The organism is Amycolatopsis sp. NPDC114484, from assembly GCF_055633755.1.
The window spans coordinates 157528-176585 of sequence record NZ_JBVKDQ010000014.1 but is presented as its reverse complement, the minus strand read 5'-3'; the positions used below and the strand labels follow the sequence as shown (position 1 = coordinate 176585).

The window sequence follows — 19058 nt, the reverse complement described above, 5'->3', positions numbered from 1 at the left end:
TAGCCGGGGGTTTGTCAAGGTGTGCGGGCTGCGGCGGGTGTCCGGGTTGCGGTGTCTCGACGTCGGGACGCGGCGGCTGAGGTGTGCGAGCCGGGTGACAGAGGCGGGCGAGGTCTTGCGCGTAGAGCGTGCATGCAGCGGCAGGGGTTGCTTCAGTGGGCGGCCCGCGCAAGCCGTCGGCGATCCGGTCGCTCCAGGGTTCGCCCCACGGCCGCAACCGAGGCTCCGGACCGGCCCCGGCGCTCACGCAAAGTGTTCCTTGACACCGCATCGGCGAGTTATCACACTGTTTGAACAAATTATCCGCAGGTCAGCGGCTTGATGATCACCTTTGGCTGCCCTCATGCAAGGGCGGGCTGGCCGGCTCGGCTGGAGGGAAACGGTCATGACCACATCCCCGCTTCGCGCGCTCGCTGTCGCGGCGGCGGTCTCGGCGGGTCTCGTCGGGGTTCCGGACGCGGGAGCCGCGGCGCCGGCGACCGTGTCGGTCGGGGCGACGGGTTCCTACGCCTTTCCGACCGACACGCCCGCGTCCTCGTTCCTCGATCGCGACGGGACTTTCTACTTCCAGCAATCCGCCGCCCTGTACGGAAAGGACGGCCCGCGGGAATGGGAGTTCTACACCGGCACGGACTTCGATACGGCGGCCAAATCGGCGGAGTTGAGCAACGCGGTGAATCCGGCCGAACCCCGGGACCGCAACAACGACACCACGTGGCGGTGCAACACCAGCCCGACCGGGAAGGAAGCCACCGGCCCGCCCGCCGGATCGGGCTATACGCAGAAGAACTTCTGCGATCTGGTGGGCGCCTGGGTCGATCCGGACACTGGCGACTGGTACGGCTTGGTGCACAACGAGTTCACGCCAGAGCCGTTCGGCGCCTACTCGTTCTCGCACTACGACGCGATCGACTGGGCGGTCTCCGCCGACCGCGGCCGCACCTGGCAGATCAAGGGGCACGCGATCACGTCGCCGTATTCGACGAAACGCGGCGACACCGAGGCGTTCCCCCAGCAGACTTTCGATTACGGCGACGGTGATCCGCGGCTGTTCGCGGATCCGAAGTCCGGCTATTTCTACGTCTATTACGGCTCCCGCATCGTCCCCAAGGCCGGGGCGGGCGGGCAGATGGTTTCCCTGGCGCACGTGGCGCGGGCGCCGATGTCCGGGAAAATGGGCACCGGCACTTGGCAGAAATGGTACGACGGCGCCTGGTCGCAGCCCGGGGTCGGCGGTAAGGAAAGCAACATGGCGCCGGTCGACTCCGCCCATCCGAACGGCTACACGCCGCCGGATAACGACTATGATCCCTCCCGCGCCGGGAATCCCGACCAGCAGGTCGCGGCGGGGCTGCTCCCGCCGAAATCGCCGCTGACAGTCATGAACATCGCCTACGACGCCCATCTCGGCCGCTACATCGGCGAGCCCGAGGTGGTCGACCAGAGCCGTCCCGCGCCGCAGCAGCTTTACGTCACCGACGACCTGGCCACCCAGAAATGGCGGCTGCTCGGCGACACCGGCGCGTACAAATCCGATTCCTGGTACCGGTGGATGGTGGACAACGCCAGCAAGACGAATTCGACGATCGTCGGCAAGACCTTCCGTTCCTACTGCTCCATCCAATGCGCGAGTTCCGACGGCGAATACGCCGAGTACACAGTGGACGGAACTCCGGCGAAGCCGGTCGACCCGGCCAAGACCTACCGTATCGCCAGCGGCGCCGGGCGAGTGCTGACGCAGGTCCGGGGCAGTTCGGCCACCACTTCGGCGTTCTTCGCCCCCGGCGGGCTGGCCGGATGGCGTTTCGTCCCGACCGGCGACGGTGCGTACCGCATCGTCAACGCCGCTACCGGTCTGTCGCTCGGGGTGCCAGCCACTCCGGCGAACCGGGCCTGGGGAACCCGGCCCAGCGTCGCGGAAGCGGCTGCGGGCAACGGTTCGGCCGGGCAGCAGTGGTTCGTCGTCCCGCTCGGAAATGGGGGATACCGTTTGGTCAACCGGTACAGCGGGCTCGTGCTCGGGCTTTCCGCTCAAGGGGGCCGTCAGTCGGAGACCACGCCGCAACGGTCCTGGACGAACACGACCGGCAGCCCGGTCGGAGGGACGCGCACCGCGGCCGAGCAGATCCTCAGTCTGGTCCCGACGCACGGCTAGCCGAAGCAGTCCGAGGCAACCGAAACCGATGCGAAGAGGTGCTGTAATGCCCTACCGGACAAAGCTTTTCGCCGTTCTCACCACTGCTCTGGCAGCCACCGCGCTGTCCGGCCCCGTCGCGGACGCGGCCACCGGCCAAACACCGGGGACGTACTCGCCGTGGTCGGCCCCGGGCGATGTCAGCTGGTTCACCATGCCGATGAATCTGGAGCACGATCCGGGAAACTACAACGCCTATTGGTCGACGCAGTTCAGCTTCACCGGTTCCGCCAGCGGCTACCTCGGATTCCAGACCCACGCGGACGGCAACGGCATGTTCCTGGTCTCGGTCTGGAACGGGGCCAGCGCGACGCCGGGCGACCACGGTTCGTACTGCGGCGACTTCAGCGAAGGAGGAACGGGCAAGACCTGCCGCAACGATTCCCGCCCGGTAGCCGGGCACCAGTACGAGCTGAGCGGGGTGCGCCAGGACGACGGCAGCTGGCGGTTCCTGGCGACGGACCTGACGGCCGGAACCACCACGGTGCTCGGCACGATCGGGTTCCCCGGCGGCAACGACATCAAGGCGGGTTCGTTCGACAGCTGGACCGAGTACTACGACTGGAACAACCCGGCGACCAAGTGCTCAGACGCGAAGTACTCGCGGCTGCTGTTCGGCGTTCCCCGGACCAGCGCCGGGATCGGGAAGTACGGCACACCGTCCACTAGCGACACCTGCACGGACCTCGCGAAGGTGACGATCAGCGCGGACGGCGCCCGGCACGAGGACGGGCCGCGGCCCTGACCCGGGCCTGTTCACCGGCGGGCCGGAACCCCGGCGCGGTCGCGCACCGCGACCGCGCCGGGGTCGCGGAACACTTCGTCGAGGACGGTCTGCGCGGCTCCCAGCGCCGCGCTGGTGAAGCCGAGGGTCGAGACCCGCAGTTCGCACGCGCTGGCGGCGGGTGCCATGACCTGCCTGTCGATCACCTGACGGGCGGTGGGGAGCAGCAGGTCGCCGAGGACCGAGAAGTACCCGCCGAGCACCACTGTTTGCGGGTTCAGCACGTCGATCAGCAGGCCGACGCCGAGCCCGAGATCGGAGCCGATCCCGTCGAGGGCGGTCCGCGTGCGGTCGTCGCCCGCCAGCGCGCGGGCGCGGATCTCGGCGAGCCGGTCTTCGAGGTCGCGGCGGGGGTCGCGGACCGGGTCTTCAGGATCGGCGGCGTGGCGCATCAGCGCCGCCAGGCCGACCATGGTTTCCCAGCAGCCGCGGCGGCCGCAGGCGCACAGTTCGCCGCCCGGCGTGAGCGGCATGTGGCCGACTTCGCCCGCGTTGCCGGTGCTGCCCGGCAGGGGACGCCCTCCGGCGATGATTCCGGCGCCGATTCCGGTGTCCCCGGTGAGGTATAGGAGATCGCGGATCCCCTCGCCCGCGACGACGGCGTATTCGGCGACCGCGCCGAGCTTGGCGTCGTTGCCCACGCCCACCGGCGGTGCGCCGCGACCGAGCCGGGCGGTCAGTTCTTTCCGCAGCGGCAGCTGTTTCCAGCCCAGGTTCGCGGCGAACGCCACGACTCCGGCGGCCGGGTCGATTTCGCCGGGGGAGGCGACGGTGATCCCGACGACGTCGACGCCGTTCGAACGGACCGTGCTCATCGCGCGGCCGGCGAGCCCGGCGATCGTGTCCAGGACGGCACCGGACTCCGCGGGGGTCTCGATCGTCCGGTGCTGATGGTCGAGCACTTCTCCGCGCAGATTCACCGCCATCGCCCGGACGTAGCCCGCGCTGACCTCGATCCCGACCCCGGCCAGATGCGCGCCGTGCAGTTCGACCGCTTGCTGCGGCCGTCCGATCGCGCCGTCGCGGCTGGCTTCCCCCGCCTGGACCAGTTCGCGCGCCGCGAGCTCGTTCACCAGCGCGGAAACGGTCGCCTTCGGCAGGTCGAGATCCTCGGAAAGCTGCGTGCGCGAGCGCGGTCCCCGCGCGCGCAGGTGCGTCAGGACCCGGGAGAGGTTGGCTGCCCGCAGCGAAGCCCGGCCGCCGGGCAGCGGACGGAAGCCGGGCGTATCGGCCGAAGCCGCGTCTCGGCGCACGCTCCCCTCCGGTCACGTCGCGTTCGGTTCTCCGCCGGGGCGGTCCGATCCGGACGCGTCCCCGTCCCCCGACCATAGCCGAACCGGCGCTGCCCGACCGGACGCTGCCGCCGGGGGAAGGGGGCTGGTCAGGCGATCTGCACCGGGACCCCGGCGGCCTTCAGCGCGGCGGTGAGGTCGGGGTCGGCGTCGGAGTCGGTCACCACTTCGTGGATCTCGGAAACGTCGCAGATGCGGGCGAAGGCGCGGCGGCCGAGTTTGGAGCTGTCCGTCACCGCCACCACCCGCGAGGCGCTGGCCACCATGAGCCGGTTGATGTCCGCTTCCCCCTCGTGGCAGGCGAACGCCCCGGCCTCCGGGTGCAGCGCGTCCACGCCGAGGAACAGCAGGTCAAGGCTGAGCTGGCTGAGCACCAGGGTGGCCAGCGGACCGCTCAGCTCGAACGACTGCGGACGGGCCACCCCTCCGGTCACCACGATCTTCATGTTCGGCCGCACGGCCAGCTCGTGCGCGATGTTGAGGGCGTTGGTCACGATGGTGAGGCCCGGGGCGTCGGAAAGGTCCGCGCGCATGGCCAGCGCGCGGGCGACGCCCGCGGTCGTGGTGCCGCCGTTGAGGCCGACCACCATCCCGTTCGACACCAGCGCCGCCGCCGCCGAGCTGATCCGCTGCTTTTCCGGGGCGTGGCGGGCGGTCTTGTACCGCAGGGGCAGGTCGTAGGCCAGGTCGTTCGCGACGGCTCCGCCGTGGGTGCGGGTGAGCAGCTGCTGCTCGGCGAGGTGGTCGAGGTCGCGGCGGATGGTGGCGGCGGAGACGTTCAGCTCCGCGGCCACTTCCTCGACGTCGAGTTTCTCCCGCTCCGCCAAGAGATCCAGCAGTGTGCTCAACCGTTCGTGCCGAGCCATCGGTGTCGCTCCCTCCTCCGGCCGGTCCCGGTGCTGTCGTGCCCTCCGCCGCGCCATTGTTCACCCGGCGCTCTCGTTCCGCCCATCCGCCTCGCCGTCCGCTTTCATCCGGAAATCGTATTCGGCGGGCAGCGGGCCGGGGGAGATCGCGTGCCACACGTCGCTCAGCGACGTCTCGCCCTCGCGGATCCCGGGCACGGTGAACCCGCGCCGGTACACCTCGCGCGCCTCCTCCGGGTCGCCGAGCGCGAGCGCGACCCGTGCTCGCAGCAAGGCGAACCGGCCCCGCGCCGGCCAGGGTTCGAGCAAGGTCCGCGCCGTCGCCGGATCCCCGGCGGCCAGGTGCGCGGCGACGGCTTCCAGCGCCAGCGGTTCGAGTTCGGGCAGCAGTTCCGCGGCACGGCGGTAATCGCGCGCCGCGAGCGCCGGATCGTGCTGGGCGACGGCGAGATTCCGCCACGCCCAGCCGTTCGGCTCGGCCGCGGCCGACCGGTGCCACGCCCGCACCGCTCCGGCGCGGTCGCCCGCCGCCCAGCGCGCGATTCCCCGGTGGTACCAGGTGAGCCAGCCCTCGTCCGGCACGGCTTCCAGCAGCTCGGCCCAGTGCCGGTTGACCAGCGTGACCGGTGGTTCGGCGGCCGGATCTCCTTGCGGGGCCACGCCTTCGAGCAGTTCGAGCCACGGCTGCTGGGCCGCGCCGAGGCTGTCTTCGGGAAACGGCGTTCCGGGGAGGTCGATCAGCATCCGGCGGATTTCCAGCGCGCCCCAGCCGGATCCGGCGGCCAGGAGTTCGCCGGGCGCGGTGTCGGCGATCGCCCGCCATTCTCGGTGCCGCCGGTCCAGTTCCTCCGCGGCGGGCAGCTGCGCGGCGACCGCGCCGAGCGCGGCGGGCCAGTCCGGTCCGTGCGCGATCTCGGGGTCGGCGGAGACCGGGCCGTAGCTTTCGAGCCAGTCCCACGACTCTCCCGCGGGCAGCGGCAGGTGTTCCAGCTGGGTGCGCGCCAGCCCGGCCTGGATTTCGAGATAGCCCTCCGTCCCGGGCGCGAGCCAATCCTGCCAGTGCCGCCCGCCCGGGGATTCGCCCCACACGAAGAGTTTCCGGCCGCGCAGCCGCGTCGTGGACGCCTGGCCGAGTCCGTGCCCGGCCGCGTCCAGCGCGGCGATCCACGGCGGCCCGTCGACTTCGAAGAAATAGTCGGCCGCTGCCTCCGCTCGTGCGGGGCGGGTCACCTCGCCCGCGACGTCGACGAGTTCCAGCCGCCCGGAGTAGCCGTAGTGCCAGGCCTTGGCGGCGGGGGCGAGCACGCGGGTCCCGGCGGTCTGGGCCACGGCGGTGTTGGACCACCAATAGACCGGCGCCTCGCGGTCGTGCGGATTGCGGATCCGCACGCCGACGAACAGCCGCGGCGATCCTTCGGGCAGCCAGAAGTCCAGCTGGTAGGGCAGGTCGCGGGTGCGTTCCCACTCCCACAGCCGCAGCACCGGTTCGCCGCCGGGGCCGGGCACTTCCGCGGCGAACATCGGCGCGCAGGTCAGCGTGGTGTGCCCGGTGCTGCCCAGATTCCACTCGACGCCGCCGGCGAACCACGCGTCGCGCAGGGCCAGGTTCGCCGGCTGGAACACCGGATTGCGGAACACCAGGTCGCGGCCGGTTTCCTTGTCCAGCAAGGAGTACAGCCGCCCGCCGAGTCCAGGAAGGACGGTCGCGCGCAGCCGGTCGTTCTCCAGCACCAGCGCGGGCAGCCGTTGTTCGGTCCGGTCGCGGCCGTAGCCGTCCTGCGTCCGGTACGGCAGCACGGTGTCCAACCGCCCGTAGGCGAGGTTGGCCGCGAGGTCCGCGGGCAGTTCGCCCGCATTGGCCACCGAAGCCGCCGGTTCGGAACGGACCAGCGGCGGCAACGGGTTTTCCGGGCCGAGCGCGGCCGCGGGCAGGACCAGTCCGGTGCGGGAGATCGTGGTCATGCGTCCGGCAGCCGTTCGCCGGAGGCGGCGTCGAACAGGTGCGCCGCCCCGGTGCGCGGCGCCAGCGAGATCTCCGCGCCGCGCTGCCAGGGCGCCATCCCGGGCGTCCGCACGGTGAACACCCGGTCGCCGGCACGGCAGTAGAGGTACTGGTCGCTGCCGAGTTCTTCCACGACCTCGACCACCGCCCGGTATCCGGCGCCGCCGATCTCCCAGCCTTCCGGCCGCACGCCCACGACGATCCCGGGCCCGGTCAGCGCGGACCGCTGCGCCGGGGTCAGCGGGAGTGTGCCGCCGCCCGCCGCCGCGCCGGAACTGTCCACTGTGGTCTCGATGAGGTTCATCGCGGGCGAGCCGATGAAGCCCGCGACGAACACGTTGCGCGGCCGCTCGAACAGCCCGACCGGGGAATCGCATTGCTGCAGCACGCCGTCGCGCAGCACCGCCACCCGGTCGCCCATGGTCATCGCTTCGATCTGGTCGTGCGTGACGTAGAGCGTGGTGGTGCCGAGCCGCCGTTGCAGGGCCGCGATCTGCGTGCGGGTCTGCACCCGCAGCTTGGCGTCCAGATTGGACAGCGGCTCGTCCATCAGGAACACGCTCGGCTCGCGCACGATCGCCCGCCCCATCGCGACCCGCTGCCGCTGCCCGCCGGACAGCTTCGCCGGCCGCCGGTCGAGGTATCCGGTCAGGTCCAAGGTCTCCGCGGCTTGCCGGACCCGGCGCTCGCGTTCGTCCTTCGGCATGCGCGCGAGCTTGAGGTGGAAGCCGATGTTCTCCGCGACGGTCATGTGCGGGTAGAGCGCGTAGTTCTGGAACACCATCGCGATGTCCCGTTCCTTCGGCGGCAGCGCGGTGACGTCCTTCTCGCCGATGTGGATCGCGCCCTCGTCGACGCCCTCCAGCCCGGCGAGCATCCGCAGGGTGGTCGATTTGCCGCAGCCGGACGGGCCGACCAGGACGAGGAACTCGCCGTCGGCGACCTCCAGGTCGAGCCCGTCCACCGCGGGGCGCTCGACCCCGGCGTAATAGCGGGTGGTGTCGGTGAAGCTCACGGTGGCCATCAGGGTCCTACTTTCCGGCGCCGAGGGTCAGGCCGGTGATGATCCGGCGGGCGAGCACGACATAGAGCACCAGCATGGGCAGCACGACGATCGCCACCCCGGCGATCAGCCCGCCGTACTCGGACTGGTAGCTGGCCGCGCCGTAGAAGGTGAACAGCGCGCGCGACAGCGTGAAATGGGCTTGGTCCTTGAGGAACACGATCGCCAGCAGGGTTTCGTTCCACAGCCCGATCGCGTTGAGGGTCAGCGCGGTGATCACGCCGCCGCGGGCCAGCGGAAGCACCACCGACACGAAGACCCGCACCGGCGAGGCTCCGTCGAGCACCGCGGCTTCCTCGATCTCTTCCGGCAGCGAGCGGAAGAACCCGGTCAGCAGGAACACCGTGAACGGGATCGACAACGCGACGTAGAGCACGAAAAGCCCGTACTGGTTGTCCAGGTGGATCTCGCTGAACGCGACGAACAGCGGGATGATCACGGTCTGGAACGGCACCCCCATGCCGATCGCGACGCCGTTGGTCAGCAGGCCCGAACCGCGCACCCCGAGCCGCGTGAGCGCGTAGGCGCACGGCGCGGAGATCGCGACCGTGACGATCGTCGCCAGCCCGACCAGGACCACTGTGGACAGCACGGCGTCGCCGAAGCCGGCGTTGTTCCAGGCGTAGACGAAGTTCCGGAACGGCTTGCCGACGTGGAACCATTGGTACGGCAGGGCGAACGGCTTGGTGAAGATCTCGACCGGGGTCTTGAACGACGCGGTGATCAGCCAGTACAGCACCAGCAGGTTGCCCGCGGTGAACAGCCACACGATCACTGAGCCGAGCAGCCGCAGCGGGCTGAGCCCGCGGCTGCCCGGAGCCGGGCGGGGCCGGCGCGGCGGGGTGCGCCGGGGCTTGCCCGGTGCGGCGCCGCGCGGCGGTGCTTCCGTGACGGACACGGGTTCTCCTTCAGAACTGGATGGCGTCACGGCGCATCAGCCGCCGCAGCAGCACGACGAGGACCGAAACGAGCGCGATCATCGCGACCGCGCAGGCGCAGGCGGCGCCGAAGTCGGGGGTGCCGTTCGAGCCGAAAGTGCGGTCGAAGACGTAGATGCCGAGCGTCCACGCCTGGTTCGGCGGGGCGTAGGTGCCCGGGCCGGCGAGCACGAAGACGAGTTCGAAGATCTTCAGCGCGTTGATCGTCCACAGCACCCCGGCCACGCCCACCACGTCCCAGGTCAGCGGCAGCGTGATGGAGCGGAACTTCTGCCACGGCGAGGCGCCGCCGAGGTCCGCGTCCTCGTACGGGTGCGGCGGGATCTGGTCCACCGCGGCCATCAGGATGGTGATGTAGAAGCCGGAACTGGCCCAGATCAGCGACGCGGTCACCACCCCGGTCACGTTCTCCGGGGCGAGGAATTTCACCGCGTCCGCGCCGAGGTGCTCCAGCGCGTAGTTCGCCAGCCCCTGTTTGCCCGGCTGGTACTTGAACACGAAGCCGAGGAACATGCCGAGCGCGACCGGGGCGACGATGTTCGGGAAGAACAGGATCGCCCGCACGACCTTCCCGCCGCGCATGTCCCGCAGCACCATGGTGAACAGGAAGGCGAGCAGGAAGGTGCCGATCCCGCCGAGGAAGACGTAGATCAGCGTGTTGCCGAAGGCGTAGCGGAACGAATCGCTCTGCCACATCCGCGTGTAGTTCCCGAACCCCTGCGGGCGAGGGGTGTCGCCCGCGCCGGACCAGCTGGTGAAGCTCAGCACCACGGTCGCGATCGTGGGCAGCACCAGGAACGCCAGGTAGAGCGCGAGCGCCGGGGCGGCGAAGGGCCAGAACAGCTTGCGTTTGCGGCTCAGGTGCGGCCCGAGCGCGGGCCGCCGCCCGCCCCGGGCCGCCGCGGTGACCGTGGCCATCAGTGCTGGTTCTTCCAGAACTCAGCGGACTTCTGCGCGAGCTGGGCGACGAACGCCTCCGGGGTGAGCTGTCCCTTCAGCAGCGCGGTGTCCGCGGGGTCGAACACGTCGGTCTGCCATTTGCCGCCCGCGATCGCGTCGATGCCGTCGTACTGCAGCACGTGTTCCTTCTTTTGGTCGTCCAGCACGGTCTTGACCGGCTTCAGGTCGTCCGGGACCGGGAGATCGGGGCGGGGCACCAGGTTGTCCGCCACCGCGGGGATCCCGCCGAGGTTGCCCTTGTTGAGGAAGTAGGCGATGAACGCTTTGGCCGCTTCGGGGTTCTTGGCCTTCTTGGTGACCGAGAACCCGATCGGGATCTGCTCCACGGTGTCGTGCGTCGCGCCGGGCGGCATCGGGAACTGGAACGAGCCGTAGTCGATCTTCGTGCCCGCGCCCTGCTTGTCCAGGTATTCGCGGGTCTCGCTGGGCGCCCAGGTGCCGACGTAGAGGAAGCGGGCGTCGCCGTCCGCCCAGCGCTGCTGGATCTGCGGGAACTTCGCCGCGTCCCAGCCGTCGATGAAGTACTTCGAGATCCGCGCGGTCTGCGCGGCCGCCTCGCGGAAGCCCGGCACCTCGGTCCACGCGCGGCCGGTCGGGTCCTGCGCCGCCTTCGCCAGCCCGCCCGCGCCTACGTAGCGTTCGGCGAGCTGGGTGAAGTAGTACATGTTGTAGAACGGGATGTCGCCGTCCTGGCTGACCGCCGCCTTGCCCTCGGATTTCGTCTTGTCGAACAGGCCGATCAGCTCGTCGGTCGTCTTCGGGGCGGCGATCGCGCCCGCGGTCTTGTTGTACCACCAGGCGCTGGACTGGACCTCGTAAGGCATCAGGAAGACGTGCCCCTCGCGGTCCTTGTTCTGCGGGAAGTCGTAGGAGGTCGGGGAGAGCACGTCCTTGACGGTCTTGTCGCCCTCGCCGATCTTCATGCCGAGCACGTCGTCGAGGCCCTGCGTGCCGCCCGGGGTCATGATCGCCGCGCCGACCTTGCTGGTGTCCTGGTCGAACAGGTCGGGCACGGTGCCGGTGTTGAGCGCGGGGACGAGGTTCTGGGTGTAGGCCTTGCGGCCCAGCCACTGCACGTCGACCTTGACGCCGGTCTTCTCCTGGAAGCACTTCAGCGCCTTCTGCAGCACCTTGCCCTGCGGCTCGTCGGCGGTCCACATGGACCAGTAGACGAGCTGGCCGCCGCCCGCGGGCTTCACGGCGGGCTCCGGACAGGGCGAGGAGAGGAATTCGGCCGCGCCGGGAAGTTTGTTCTCCCCGGTGCCCTCGTCCGCCGCGCCCCCGCCGCCGCACCCGGCGAGCACCAGCGCCGCCGCTAGGGTCGTGCCCACAAGCTTGGGAAACCGCATCAGCCACCACCTGATCGAGTTCGAAAGATCACACACCGGGTGCGTGTTGCTGCGCATTTTTGGTCCTTATCAATCACTTGTCAACATCGCCTGCGAGTTTCGCTTCGGCATCGTGACCCGCCGGAGGCCCCGTTCCGGCCCGCGTCAGGCGGAACGGCGGCGCGAAAAAGGAAACCGGCACGCGCGTTGCTCGTCCCGCCGGGCGGGGTGCGCGACCCCGCCCGGCTGCTGGCGCGTCAGGCGATCGCGGCGGTGAACACGTGCAGCGCGGCGTTCGAGGGCAGGGTGACCGCGACGACCCGCTTGCCCGCGGCGAGCGGCACGGAGTTCGCGAACACCCGGTAGGAGACCGTCGGATAGGCCGGACCGGACTTCGTGTTCTTGCCCTGCGTGGCGGCGACTGTGGTCGCGCCGTACTGTGCCGGGTCGGCGCAGCACCAGTTCGGGAAGCCGAGGTCGGCCCGGCCGGTGCTGCCGTCGGCGTACCGGACGACGACCTTGCCAGTCGCCGAGGAGCCGGTTCCGGTACCGGTCAGGACCAGTTTCGAACCGGTTCCTTGCACAGCGACGGTCTGCCCGCCCGCCACGACGTTGTCCGGCTTTCCGGTGCCCGCGTCGGGCCAAGTGGCGGTGGCGCCGTTCGCGGTGAACGACGTTCCCGGTTTCAGGCCCGCATCGGCCAGTCCCTCCGCGCGGAAGCTGCTGCCGCCGCCGTCGAGGTCGCCGTTCGCGGCGTGCGCCGCATCGGTGACGCCGACGTTCCCGTACGCCGCGGCGAGCGAGGCGTAGGGCACCGTGACCATCGTCGATCCGGCTGCTTCGCGGGTGCCCAGCCTGGCCTGGTAGCTCGCGGTGGCGGTCAGTTCGTAGTCCGCGGGCCGCAGACCGGCGTCCGGGGTGAGCCGGACCGGGATCTGCACCGTCTGACCCGGCAGCACGAATGCCGGAGCCTTCGGTGCGTCCGCGTGGAAGCCGTTGCCCTGCAAGGACAATGCCACGTCGTGCACGGGCAGCGGGGTGTTGTTGGCGAAGCTGACGGTCGCCGCGACGGGCTGGCCCGGGGTCGCCGTGACCGGGGCCGAGAGCCGCACGGAGACGTTGTCGTCGCTGGGGAAGAACCCGCCGACGGCACTCGCTCCGAACAACCGGATGTCCTGGGCGGCACCGGAATCGATCGAGCCGGTCTTCACCCGCACGACGCCTCGCGCGGACGGGTCGTACCACCAGCCGGACGGGGCCTTGTCCAGTTCCGCCTTGCTGGCGTACTGCCGCAGGATCCCGTGGCCGCTCTGTACCGCGGCCGGTTTCGTTCCCGTGTGGACGGACAGCTGGTAATTCCGCGCGGCCGGTTTCCCTGCGTAGGAACCGGTGCTCGCCCCGATCCCGACGGTCACCGTGCCGGGACCGGACCGGGGAGCGTCCACTGTGAACGTCTGCGTGGCCTGTTCGCCGCGCTGGTAGCCGCGGGTGACGCCGTCGTCCTCGGAGAGGGTGAAGCTGCTTTTGCCCTGCGGGTACACGTCGACGTCGAGCTGCCCCTTGTCGCGGGTCTGCCAGGACGTCGTGCCCTCCGCCCACATCGGCACCACGGCCCCGCCGCGCACGAACAGCGGCAGCTTGTCCAACGGCGCACTGTAACCGTCCACAGTGGTCGGTCCGGTGTAGGTCTTGCCGCTCCAGTAGTCCACCCAGGTGCCCTTGGGCAGGTAGATGCCGTTGCGCACGGACGAGTTGTCGTAGACCGGGGCGACCAGGAAGTCGGTGCCGGACAGGAATTCGTACTTCGCCTGGTCCGTCCACGCGTTCGGGTCGTCGGGGTATTCCAGGGCCAGCGGCCGGACCTGGCCGACGCCGGTCCGGTGCGCCTGGACCGAGTAGCTGTAGGTGTAGGGCAGCAGCCTTTCCTTGAGCAGCAGGTACTTGCGGTTGATCGAGGTGTAGGGCTCGCCCTGGCGCCAGGGCTGCTTGTCCGACTTGGCCCAGCCGTCCATGGTCATCGCGACCGGGAGGAAGGACTTCCACTGCAGATCGCGGACGTAGGTCTGCGGGCTGCCGCCGAAGATGCCGTCGATGTCGCCGGTGTTGTAGGCGATGCCGGACAGCGTGGAGCCGGCGTAGGTCGGGATCTGCCATTTGATGTAGTCGTAGGAGCCGGACTGGTCGCCGCTCCAGAGCACGCCGCAGCGCTGTGCGCCGGCCCAGCTCACCGGCTGCCAGACGAAGCCGCGCGCGTCGCTGTTGTCCTCGATGCCCTTGTGCGCGGTGTCGCAGGCGTCGAGGGCGAACTGGTAACCGGGGCCGACCCAGGCGACGTCCAGTTTGCGCACGCGGACGCCGGCTTTCACTTCCTCGGCCTGGTTGGGCACGCCGTTCTCGGTCCACAGGCCGAGCTGCATCTTGTTGTCCCGCAGCCCTTGCCCGGTCTGCTGCAGGTTTTCGTAGCCGCAGCCGTAGCCGTCGTTGACCAGCATCCAGCCGTTGGGCATGCCGTGTTCCGGATAGCCCTCGGCCACCTTCACCGCGTCCAGGGTGTGCCGTTCGCCGCGGTTGGCGTTGTGCAGGTAGCAGTCGGAATCGCCGGTCTCGAGGCCGTAAACGGGCGGGAGGAAGGGTTTGCCGACCAGATCGGTGTAGCCGGAGATGACGTCCTTGAGCCCGTCGCCGACGACGTAGGTGGCGTCGAAGCGGCGTTCGTCGTGCGTGGTGCGGACCGGGTCGTCGAACGAGTAGCTGCCGGGCGCGAAGGTGTTGCGCAGCACGCCGTACCCCGCGGTCGAGGCGTAGAAGGGCTGGGAGTTGGGTGCGCCGCCGTCGTTCCAGTTGTCGTCGGCGAAGATCTTGATGGTCTGGCCGCGATGGCTGAACCGGCCGTTCTGCTCGCCGCCGCCGACGTACTGCTCGTTCGCGCCGCGGGCCAGCGTCTGCGTCGTGGTGCCGGCGGTCCAGGACAGCGGGGAGGACTCGGTCCAGAGCTGCTTGCGGTCCGCACCGTCGTAGAGGGCGAACTTCAACGGGTGCTTATACGCGCGGAGGGTGGCCTTTCCGGTGCCGATGGCCCAGTACGCGCCCTTGTCGGTTCGCGTCGGCGGCACGGGGCCAGCGCCGCCCGGCAGCACGATCTTGCCCTCCGCCGGGTCGGTGAACGTGCCGTCCGGCGCGAGCCAGACCCGGACCGCGCCCGCCGCGGGAAAACTGACCCGGACGGCGGCCTGGCCCGAGGCCAGCGTGGTCACCGGGCCGTCGGCGGAGAACCCGGTCAGGTCCCCGAGCTGCCCGTCGGACGGGGCGGCTTCGGCGGTGGCGGGCGCCGCGACGGCCAGGAGAACGAGCACTGCGGCCAGGCATCGAAGGTTGTGCATGATCTTGCTCATTAAGAACCTTCCTCGCGCATTAAAATGCACAGCGAGGTCTTGTATAGCGCACTTGGCCAGCGAAGTCACCGGCTGAACCGGTGCACCAGACTTCCGTCGGGTGGCCGGCCAGCCGGACTCGTGCGGCGGGGAGCCGCAGGTGCTGCGGACGAACCGGACCGGCGCGCGGCGGCCTTCCCGTGTGCCTGGCGGTGGTGCCCGGGACTCGTCCCGTGCCGGGGTCCGCTCCGCTGCGGCGAGGGGCTGGCAGGCTGCCAAACCGGGGCGGGTCGCTCGCGTGGTGCCCGGAATCCACCTGACCCCGGGGCATCGTTCGCGTGGTGCCCGGTTGGGGCGGATTTCGGGGCGGATGGCTCGCGTGGTGCTTGGTTGGGTTGGGTTTTCGGGCCGGTTGGGGTGCGGGGCAGGCTGCCGGTTCGGGGCGGGTCGCTCGCGCGTGCTCGGGTGGGGCGGATTCTGGGGTGATTGAGGTGCGGGGGCAGGTTGCCAGTTCGGGGAGCGGGTCGCTCGCGCGGTGCTCGGGTCGGGTGGAATCCGGGGTGGTTGAGGTGCCGGGCAGGCTGCCGGTTCGGAGCGGATGGCTCGCGTGGTGCTCGGGGCGGGTGGAATCCGGCGCAGTTGCGGGGCAGGCCGTCAATTCGGCGCGGATCGCTCGCGCGATGCCCCGGTTCGGGCGGATTTCCGAGGCGGTTGCGGTGCCAGGCAGCCCCCGCCGGTTCAGGCCGCTAGCAGCCGGAGCAGTCGTGCGGTCTCGGCGGCCACTGCGGATCGCCCGAGTCGGACGTACTTGCGCGGGTCGACCGCGGCGGGCTGTTCCTCGAGGAATTGCCGTACCGCGCCGGTGAAAAGCCCGTTGAGGTGGGTCGAGATGTTGATCTTCGCCATCCCGCTGGTCACCGCGCCGCGCAGCTCGTCGTCGGAGAGTCCGGAGGAGCCGTGCAGCACCAGCGGCACCGGGACGGCCTCGCGCAGCCTCGTCACCAGGCCGCGGTCGACCTGGGCGGTGCGTGACAGCATCGCGTGCGACGTGCCGACCGCGACCGCCAGCGCGTCGACTCCGGTCGCGGCGACGAATTCCTCGGCTTCGCCCGGGTCGGTGCGGGCACCGGGCGCGTGCACGCCGTCCTTGCCGCCGACCTCGCCCAGCTCCGCTTCCACGCCCACGCCTGCCTCGTGGCACAGCTCCGCCACCTCGCGCGTAACGCGCACGTTGTCCGAGTATGGCAACCGCGAACCGTCGTACATCACGCTGTGTACTCCCAGCGCCAAGCCTTCGCGCACCAGTTCGGTGTCCTCGATGTGGTCCAAGTGCACCAGCACCTCGACCGACGCCCGGCGTGCGATCTCCAGCGAAGCCACGGTGATCGGGGCCAGTCCGCCGTGGTAGCGCACGCAGTTCTCGCTGATTTGCAGGATCACCGGCAGCTTCGCCTGCTCGGCGCCCGCGACGATGGCCTCGGCGTGCTCCAGCAAGATCACGTTGAAGGCGCCGACCGCGCCGCCGCGCTCCTGGGCTGAGGCGAGCAGCCGGGCAAAACCGGGACGGGTGATCATGCTGATGCTCCGTTCAGGAATCTGCGGTAGGCGGGGAGATCGACCTCGCCGGCGACCGGGCGCAGCACCGCGGCCGCGCCGAGTGCCGCCGCCTGGCGCAAAGCCGCGTCGAGGGGCAATTGCCGCACGAGGGCCATGGCCAGACCGGCGGTCGCGGCGTCCCCGGCACCGGTGGGATTTCCGCGCACTCCGGGCACGGCGGGAACCTCGACGACACCGGACGGGCCGTACGCGGCGATGCCTTCTTCGCCCCGCGACACCACGACCAGATCGGCGCCGAGCCTGGACAGCGCTGCCGCACCGGAGGTTTCGTCGCTCGTTTCGGTGGCGGCGAGGAGTTCTTCCCGGTTGGGCTTCACGTCGGCCCCGGCGCGCGCGGCGGCGAGCAAGGCGGGTCCGGACGCGTCGACGAGCGTCCGCACTCCGGCCGCTCGCGCCTGCCGGACCCAGTCGCCGACGAGTTCCGGCGCCGCGCCCGGCGGCAGGGAACCGGAGATCACCAGCAGGTCCGCGTCCGGCAGCCGGGAGGCGAGCCCGGCCGAAAAGGCATCCCATTCCATTGTGGACAGACGCGGGCCGGGCTCGGTGTAGACAGTGGGATGGCCGTCGCCGACGACGGTGACTGTCGATCGGGTTTCGGCCTGGCTGGGCGTCGCGTCGAACGGCACGTCGAGTGCCGAGCCGAGCCAGCGGCCCGCGTCGCCGCCGAGCGGAAGCACGGCGTGCAGCGGAAAGTCCAGCGCCGCCAGGACGCGGGCGACGTTCACGCCCTTGCCGCCTGCCCGCCGCCGCACCTCGAGCACCCGGTTGGTGCCGCCGGGAACGTGCGTGCCGACCCGGTAGGTCACGTCGATCGCGGGGTTGGGCGTGGCGACGACGATCATCGGAGCGCCAGCAGCGTCGCGCCGACCACCGCGGCCCGATCCCCGTGGTGCGCCTGGACGATCTCGGGCGCCCGCAGCGCGCCGAGCCGGTGCGCCACCTCCCGGGAGAGCGGAGCGAGCAGCAGATCGCCCGATTCGGCCAGCCCGCCCCCGACGACCACGGTGGAGCACCCGGCTACGGCGGCGGCCCAGGCGATCGGCTCGGCGAGCGCGCGCACGCATTCGTCCCAAGCCTCGGCGGCCGCGGGATCGCCTTGGCGGACCCGCGCCGCGACGGTCGCCGCGTCCGGGGCCCCGGCGCGCCGCGCGAGCCCGGACGCCGACGCGACCTCCTCGACCCGGCGGCCGCCGGGCAACCGGACTTGACCGACCTCGCCGGCCCATGGGCCCGCGTCGAGCACCTCGCCGCGCACCACCAGCGCCGTCGCGAAGCCGGTGCCGATCGGAGCGAACAGCACCGGCCCGGAAGCCTCCGCCGCCGCTCCGGTACGGGCTTCGGCGAGCGCACCCGCGCGGACGTCCTGCCCGAGCACGAGCGGCACGTCGAGGCGAGCGGAGACGAGGTCGTGCACGGCGACGTCTTCCCAGCCGAGGTTGACCGCCAGGACGCAGCGGCCGGCGCGTTCGTCCACGATGCCCGGCACCACCAGCCCGACCGCGTCGACCGGATGGCGGGAAACCGCGCCCGCCACCAGCGCGGCGAGCGCCGCCGGATCGCCGACCGGGGTCGGTTCGCGCCATTCGGCGGATACGGAACGCCCGTCGCTCACGCGCATCTTGACCGTCGTGCCGCCGACGTCGATGCCGAGGACGGCCATCAGGCGAGGATGACAGAGCGGGTCAGCGAACGCGGCCGGTCGGGATCGAGCCCGCGCCCGGCGGCGAGCGCGACCGCGAACCGCTGTGCCACTACGAGCGCGGCGAGCGGATCGAAGCCGTGGTGCACGAACCGGGCCCCGGTGCGGGCGACCTCGGCGGCCAGCCCATCGGGCGGCTCGCCGAACGACCACACGAGCCTGCCCGGCTGCGCGATCGCGATCGGACCGTGCCGGTAGTCCATCGCGGGATAGGACTCGGCCCAGAACTGTGCCGCCTCACGGGTTTTCAGCGCCGCCTCGTAGCTGATCCCCACTGCCGCGCCGCGGCCGATGAAGGTCACCTGCTCGGCGCCGAGCAGATCGTCGATCGGTTCCCGCAACGCGAGCTCGGCCTGTCGTGCCAGCTCCTCGACGTCGTCGCCGAGCCCCGCGCGAAGGAGAGCGAGCGTGCTGGTGGCGAAACGGGTCTGCACCACCGAACGCTCGTCGGCGAAGGGCAGCTCGACGACCTCGCCGGCGGCCGCGGCGGCCGGCGCGTCGCCCACCGCGGTGATCAGCGTGGTGGGCTGTCCGGCCACGGCGGCGAGCAGCTCGATGATTTCGGTCGTGGTGCCGGACCGGGAAATCGCGAGTACCCGGTCGTACTGCCGTCCGGCCGGGTACTCGGACCCGGCGAACGCGTCGGTGACGCCGTCCCCTCGCCGCTCTCGGGCAGCGGCGTAGCTCATCGCGACGAACCAGCTGGTCCCGCAGCCGACCACGGCGACCCGCTCGCCCGGCTTCGGCAGCTTCGCGGAGGCTTCGGCCGCGCACGCCGCCGCGGCGCGCCACATCCGGGGCTGGGAAGCCAGTTCGGCGGCCACGAACGAACCGGGCTCCGACGCGGTGGCCGCACCGGGCGCGGCGGACTCTGGTGAGGACGACTCGGACATGAAACCCCTTCGATCCGGGATCAGCGCAGTGGCGCGGCGCTCAGTGTAGAC

The 19058-nt window shown here is 70.8% G+C and carries 14 protein-coding genes; 2 read left to right on the top strand and 12 right to left on the bottom strand.

Translation table 11 applies throughout. The features are described 5' to 3' along the window. The first annotated feature begins 385 nt into the window (after nt 1–385). On the top strand, nt 386–2155 hold the full coding sequence (locus ACZ7SW_RS30330; protein ID WP_470233773.1) for an RICIN domain-containing protein: 1770 nt from the start codon (nt 386–388) through the stop codon (nt 2153–2155). Nucleotides 2156–2201: 46 nt separating this feature from the next. Then, a complete protein-coding gene (locus ACZ7SW_RS30325) occupies nt 2202–2939 on the top strand; it encodes a DUF3472 domain-containing protein (protein WP_470233772.1) in 738 nt (245 codons plus the stop codon). An 11-nt stretch (nt 2940–2950) separates the two neighbouring features. Here the strand turns inward: ACZ7SW_RS30325 and ACZ7SW_RS30320 are convergent, their stop codons facing one another. The 12 genes from ACZ7SW_RS30320 to ACZ7SW_RS30265 form a co-directional block, all read right to left on the bottom strand. Further along, the gene (locus tag ACZ7SW_RS30320) at nt 2951–4231 is read right to left on the bottom strand and encodes an ROK family transcriptional regulator (protein ID WP_470233771.1); all 1281 of its coding nucleotides are present in this window, start codon (nt 4229–4231) and stop codon (nt 2951–2953) included. Between the two features lie 128 nt (nt 4232–4359). Beyond that, nucleotides 4360–5136 (bottom strand): DeoR/GlpR family DNA-binding transcription regulator, encoded by a 777-nt coding sequence (locus ACZ7SW_RS30315; RefSeq protein ID WP_470233770.1) that lies wholly within the window; start codon nt 5134–5136, stop codon nt 4360–4362. Nucleotides 5137–5196: 60 nt separating this feature from the next. After that, complete coding sequence (locus ACZ7SW_RS30310; protein ID WP_470233769.1) at nt 5197–7098, bottom strand: DUF5107 domain-containing protein; 1902 nt, start codon at nt 7096–7098, stop codon at nt 5197–5199. Next, the gene (locus tag ACZ7SW_RS30305) at nt 7095–8162 is read right to left on the bottom strand and encodes an ABC transporter ATP-binding protein (RefSeq protein ID WP_470233768.1); all 1068 of its coding nucleotides are present in this window, start codon (nt 8160–8162) and stop codon (nt 7095–7097) included. Before ACZ7SW_RS30305 ends, ACZ7SW_RS30310 begins: the two co-directional genes overlap by 4 nt. Nucleotides 8163–8169: 7 nt before the next feature. Then, nucleotides 8170–9099: a carbohydrate ABC transporter permease gene (locus tag ACZ7SW_RS30300; RefSeq protein ID WP_470233767.1), complete on the bottom strand. Its 930-nt coding sequence runs from the start codon at nt 9097–9099 to the stop codon at nt 8170–8172. A 10-nt stretch (nt 9100–9109) separates the two neighbouring features. Beyond that, nucleotides 9110–10057, bottom strand: coding sequence for a carbohydrate ABC transporter permease (locus ACZ7SW_RS30295; RefSeq protein WP_470233766.1), 948 nt, complete (start codon nt 10055–10057; stop codon nt 9110–9112). After that, the gene (locus ACZ7SW_RS30290; protein WP_470233765.1) at nt 10057–11448 is read right to left on the bottom strand and encodes an ABC transporter substrate-binding protein; all 1392 of its coding nucleotides are present in this window, start codon (nt 11446–11448) and stop codon (nt 10057–10059) included. Before ACZ7SW_RS30290 ends, ACZ7SW_RS30295 begins: the two co-directional genes overlap by 1 nt. Before the next feature lie 236 nt (nt 11449–11684). Continuing rightward, the gene (locus ACZ7SW_RS30285) at nt 11685–14819 is read right to left on the bottom strand and encodes a TIM-barrel domain-containing protein (RefSeq protein WP_470233764.1); all 3135 of its coding nucleotides are present in this window, start codon (nt 14817–14819) and stop codon (nt 11685–11687) included. 717 nt (nt 14820–15536) lie between these two features. Continuing rightward, nucleotides 15537–16373: a class II fructose-bisphosphate aldolase gene (locus ACZ7SW_RS30280; RefSeq protein ID WP_470233763.1), complete on the bottom strand. Its 837-nt coding sequence runs from the start codon at nt 16371–16373 to the stop codon at nt 15537–15539. Continuing rightward, nucleotides 16370–17257, bottom strand: coding sequence for a 1-phosphofructokinase family hexose kinase (locus ACZ7SW_RS30275; RefSeq protein ID WP_470233762.1), 888 nt, complete (start codon nt 17255–17257; stop codon nt 16370–16372). Before ACZ7SW_RS30275 ends, ACZ7SW_RS30280 begins: the two co-directional genes overlap by 4 nt. Next, nucleotides 17254–18075, bottom strand: a complete 822-nt coding sequence (locus tag ACZ7SW_RS30270; RefSeq protein WP_470233761.1) for an ROK family protein — start codon at nt 18073–18075, stop codon at nt 17254–17256. The genes ACZ7SW_RS30275 and ACZ7SW_RS30270 overlap by 4 nt, the downstream gene beginning before the upstream one ends. After that, nucleotides 18075–18908 (bottom strand): SIS domain-containing protein, encoded by an 834-nt coding sequence (locus tag ACZ7SW_RS30265; protein WP_470233858.1) that lies wholly within the window; start codon nt 18906–18908, stop codon nt 18075–18077. The genes ACZ7SW_RS30270 and ACZ7SW_RS30265 overlap by 1 nt, the downstream gene beginning before the upstream one ends. Nucleotides 18909–19058: the final 150 nt, after the last annotated feature.

What these genes read in the sequence shown, in the direction of transcription:
- ACZ7SW_RS30330 (WP_470233773.1), top strand. Translation starts at nt 386, where the DNA reads ATGACCACATCCCCGCTTCGCGCGCTCGCTGTCGCGGCGGCGGTCTCG.
- ACZ7SW_RS30325 (WP_470233772.1), top strand. Translation starts at nt 2,202, where the DNA reads ATGCCCTACCGGACAAAGCTTTTCGCCGTTCTCACCACTGCTCTGGCA.
- ACZ7SW_RS30315 (WP_470233770.1), bottom strand. Translation starts at nt 5,136, where the DNA reads ATGGCTCGGCACGAACGGTTGAGCACACTGCTGGATCTCTTGGCGGAG.
- ACZ7SW_RS30310 (WP_470233769.1), bottom strand. Translation starts at nt 7,098, where the DNA reads ATGACCACGATCTCCCGCACCGGACTGGTCCTGCCCGCGGCCGCGCTC.
- ACZ7SW_RS30305 (WP_470233768.1), bottom strand. Translation starts at nt 8,162, where the DNA reads ATGGCCACCGTGAGCTTCACCGACACCACCCGCTATTACGCCGGGGTC.
- ACZ7SW_RS30295 (WP_470233766.1), bottom strand. Translation starts at nt 10,057, where the DNA reads ATGGCCACGGTCACCGCGGCGGCCCGGGGCGGGCGGCGGCCCGCGCTC.
- ACZ7SW_RS30290 (WP_470233765.1), bottom strand. Translation starts at nt 11,448, where the DNA reads ATGCGGTTTCCCAAGCTTGTGGGCACGACCCTAGCGGCGGCGCTGGTG.
- ACZ7SW_RS30285 (WP_470233764.1), bottom strand. Translation starts at nt 14,819, where the DNA reads ATGAGCAAGATCATGCACAACCTTCGATGCCTGGCCGCAGTGCTCGTT.
- ACZ7SW_RS30280 (WP_470233763.1), bottom strand. Translation starts at nt 16,373, where the DNA reads ATGATCACCCGTCCCGGTTTTGCCCGGCTGCTCGCCTCAGCCCAGGAG.
- ACZ7SW_RS30275 (WP_470233762.1), bottom strand. Translation starts at nt 17,257, where the DNA reads ATGATCGTCGTCGCCACGCCCAACCCCGCGATCGACGTGACCTACCGG.
- ACZ7SW_RS30270 (WP_470233761.1), bottom strand. Translation starts at nt 18,075, where the DNA reads ATGGCCGTCCTCGGCATCGACGTCGGCGGCACGACGGTCAAGATGCGC.
- ACZ7SW_RS30265 (WP_470233858.1), bottom strand. Translation starts at nt 18,908, where the DNA reads ATGTGGCGCGCCGCGGCGGCGTGCGCGGCCGAAGCCTCCGCGAAGCTG.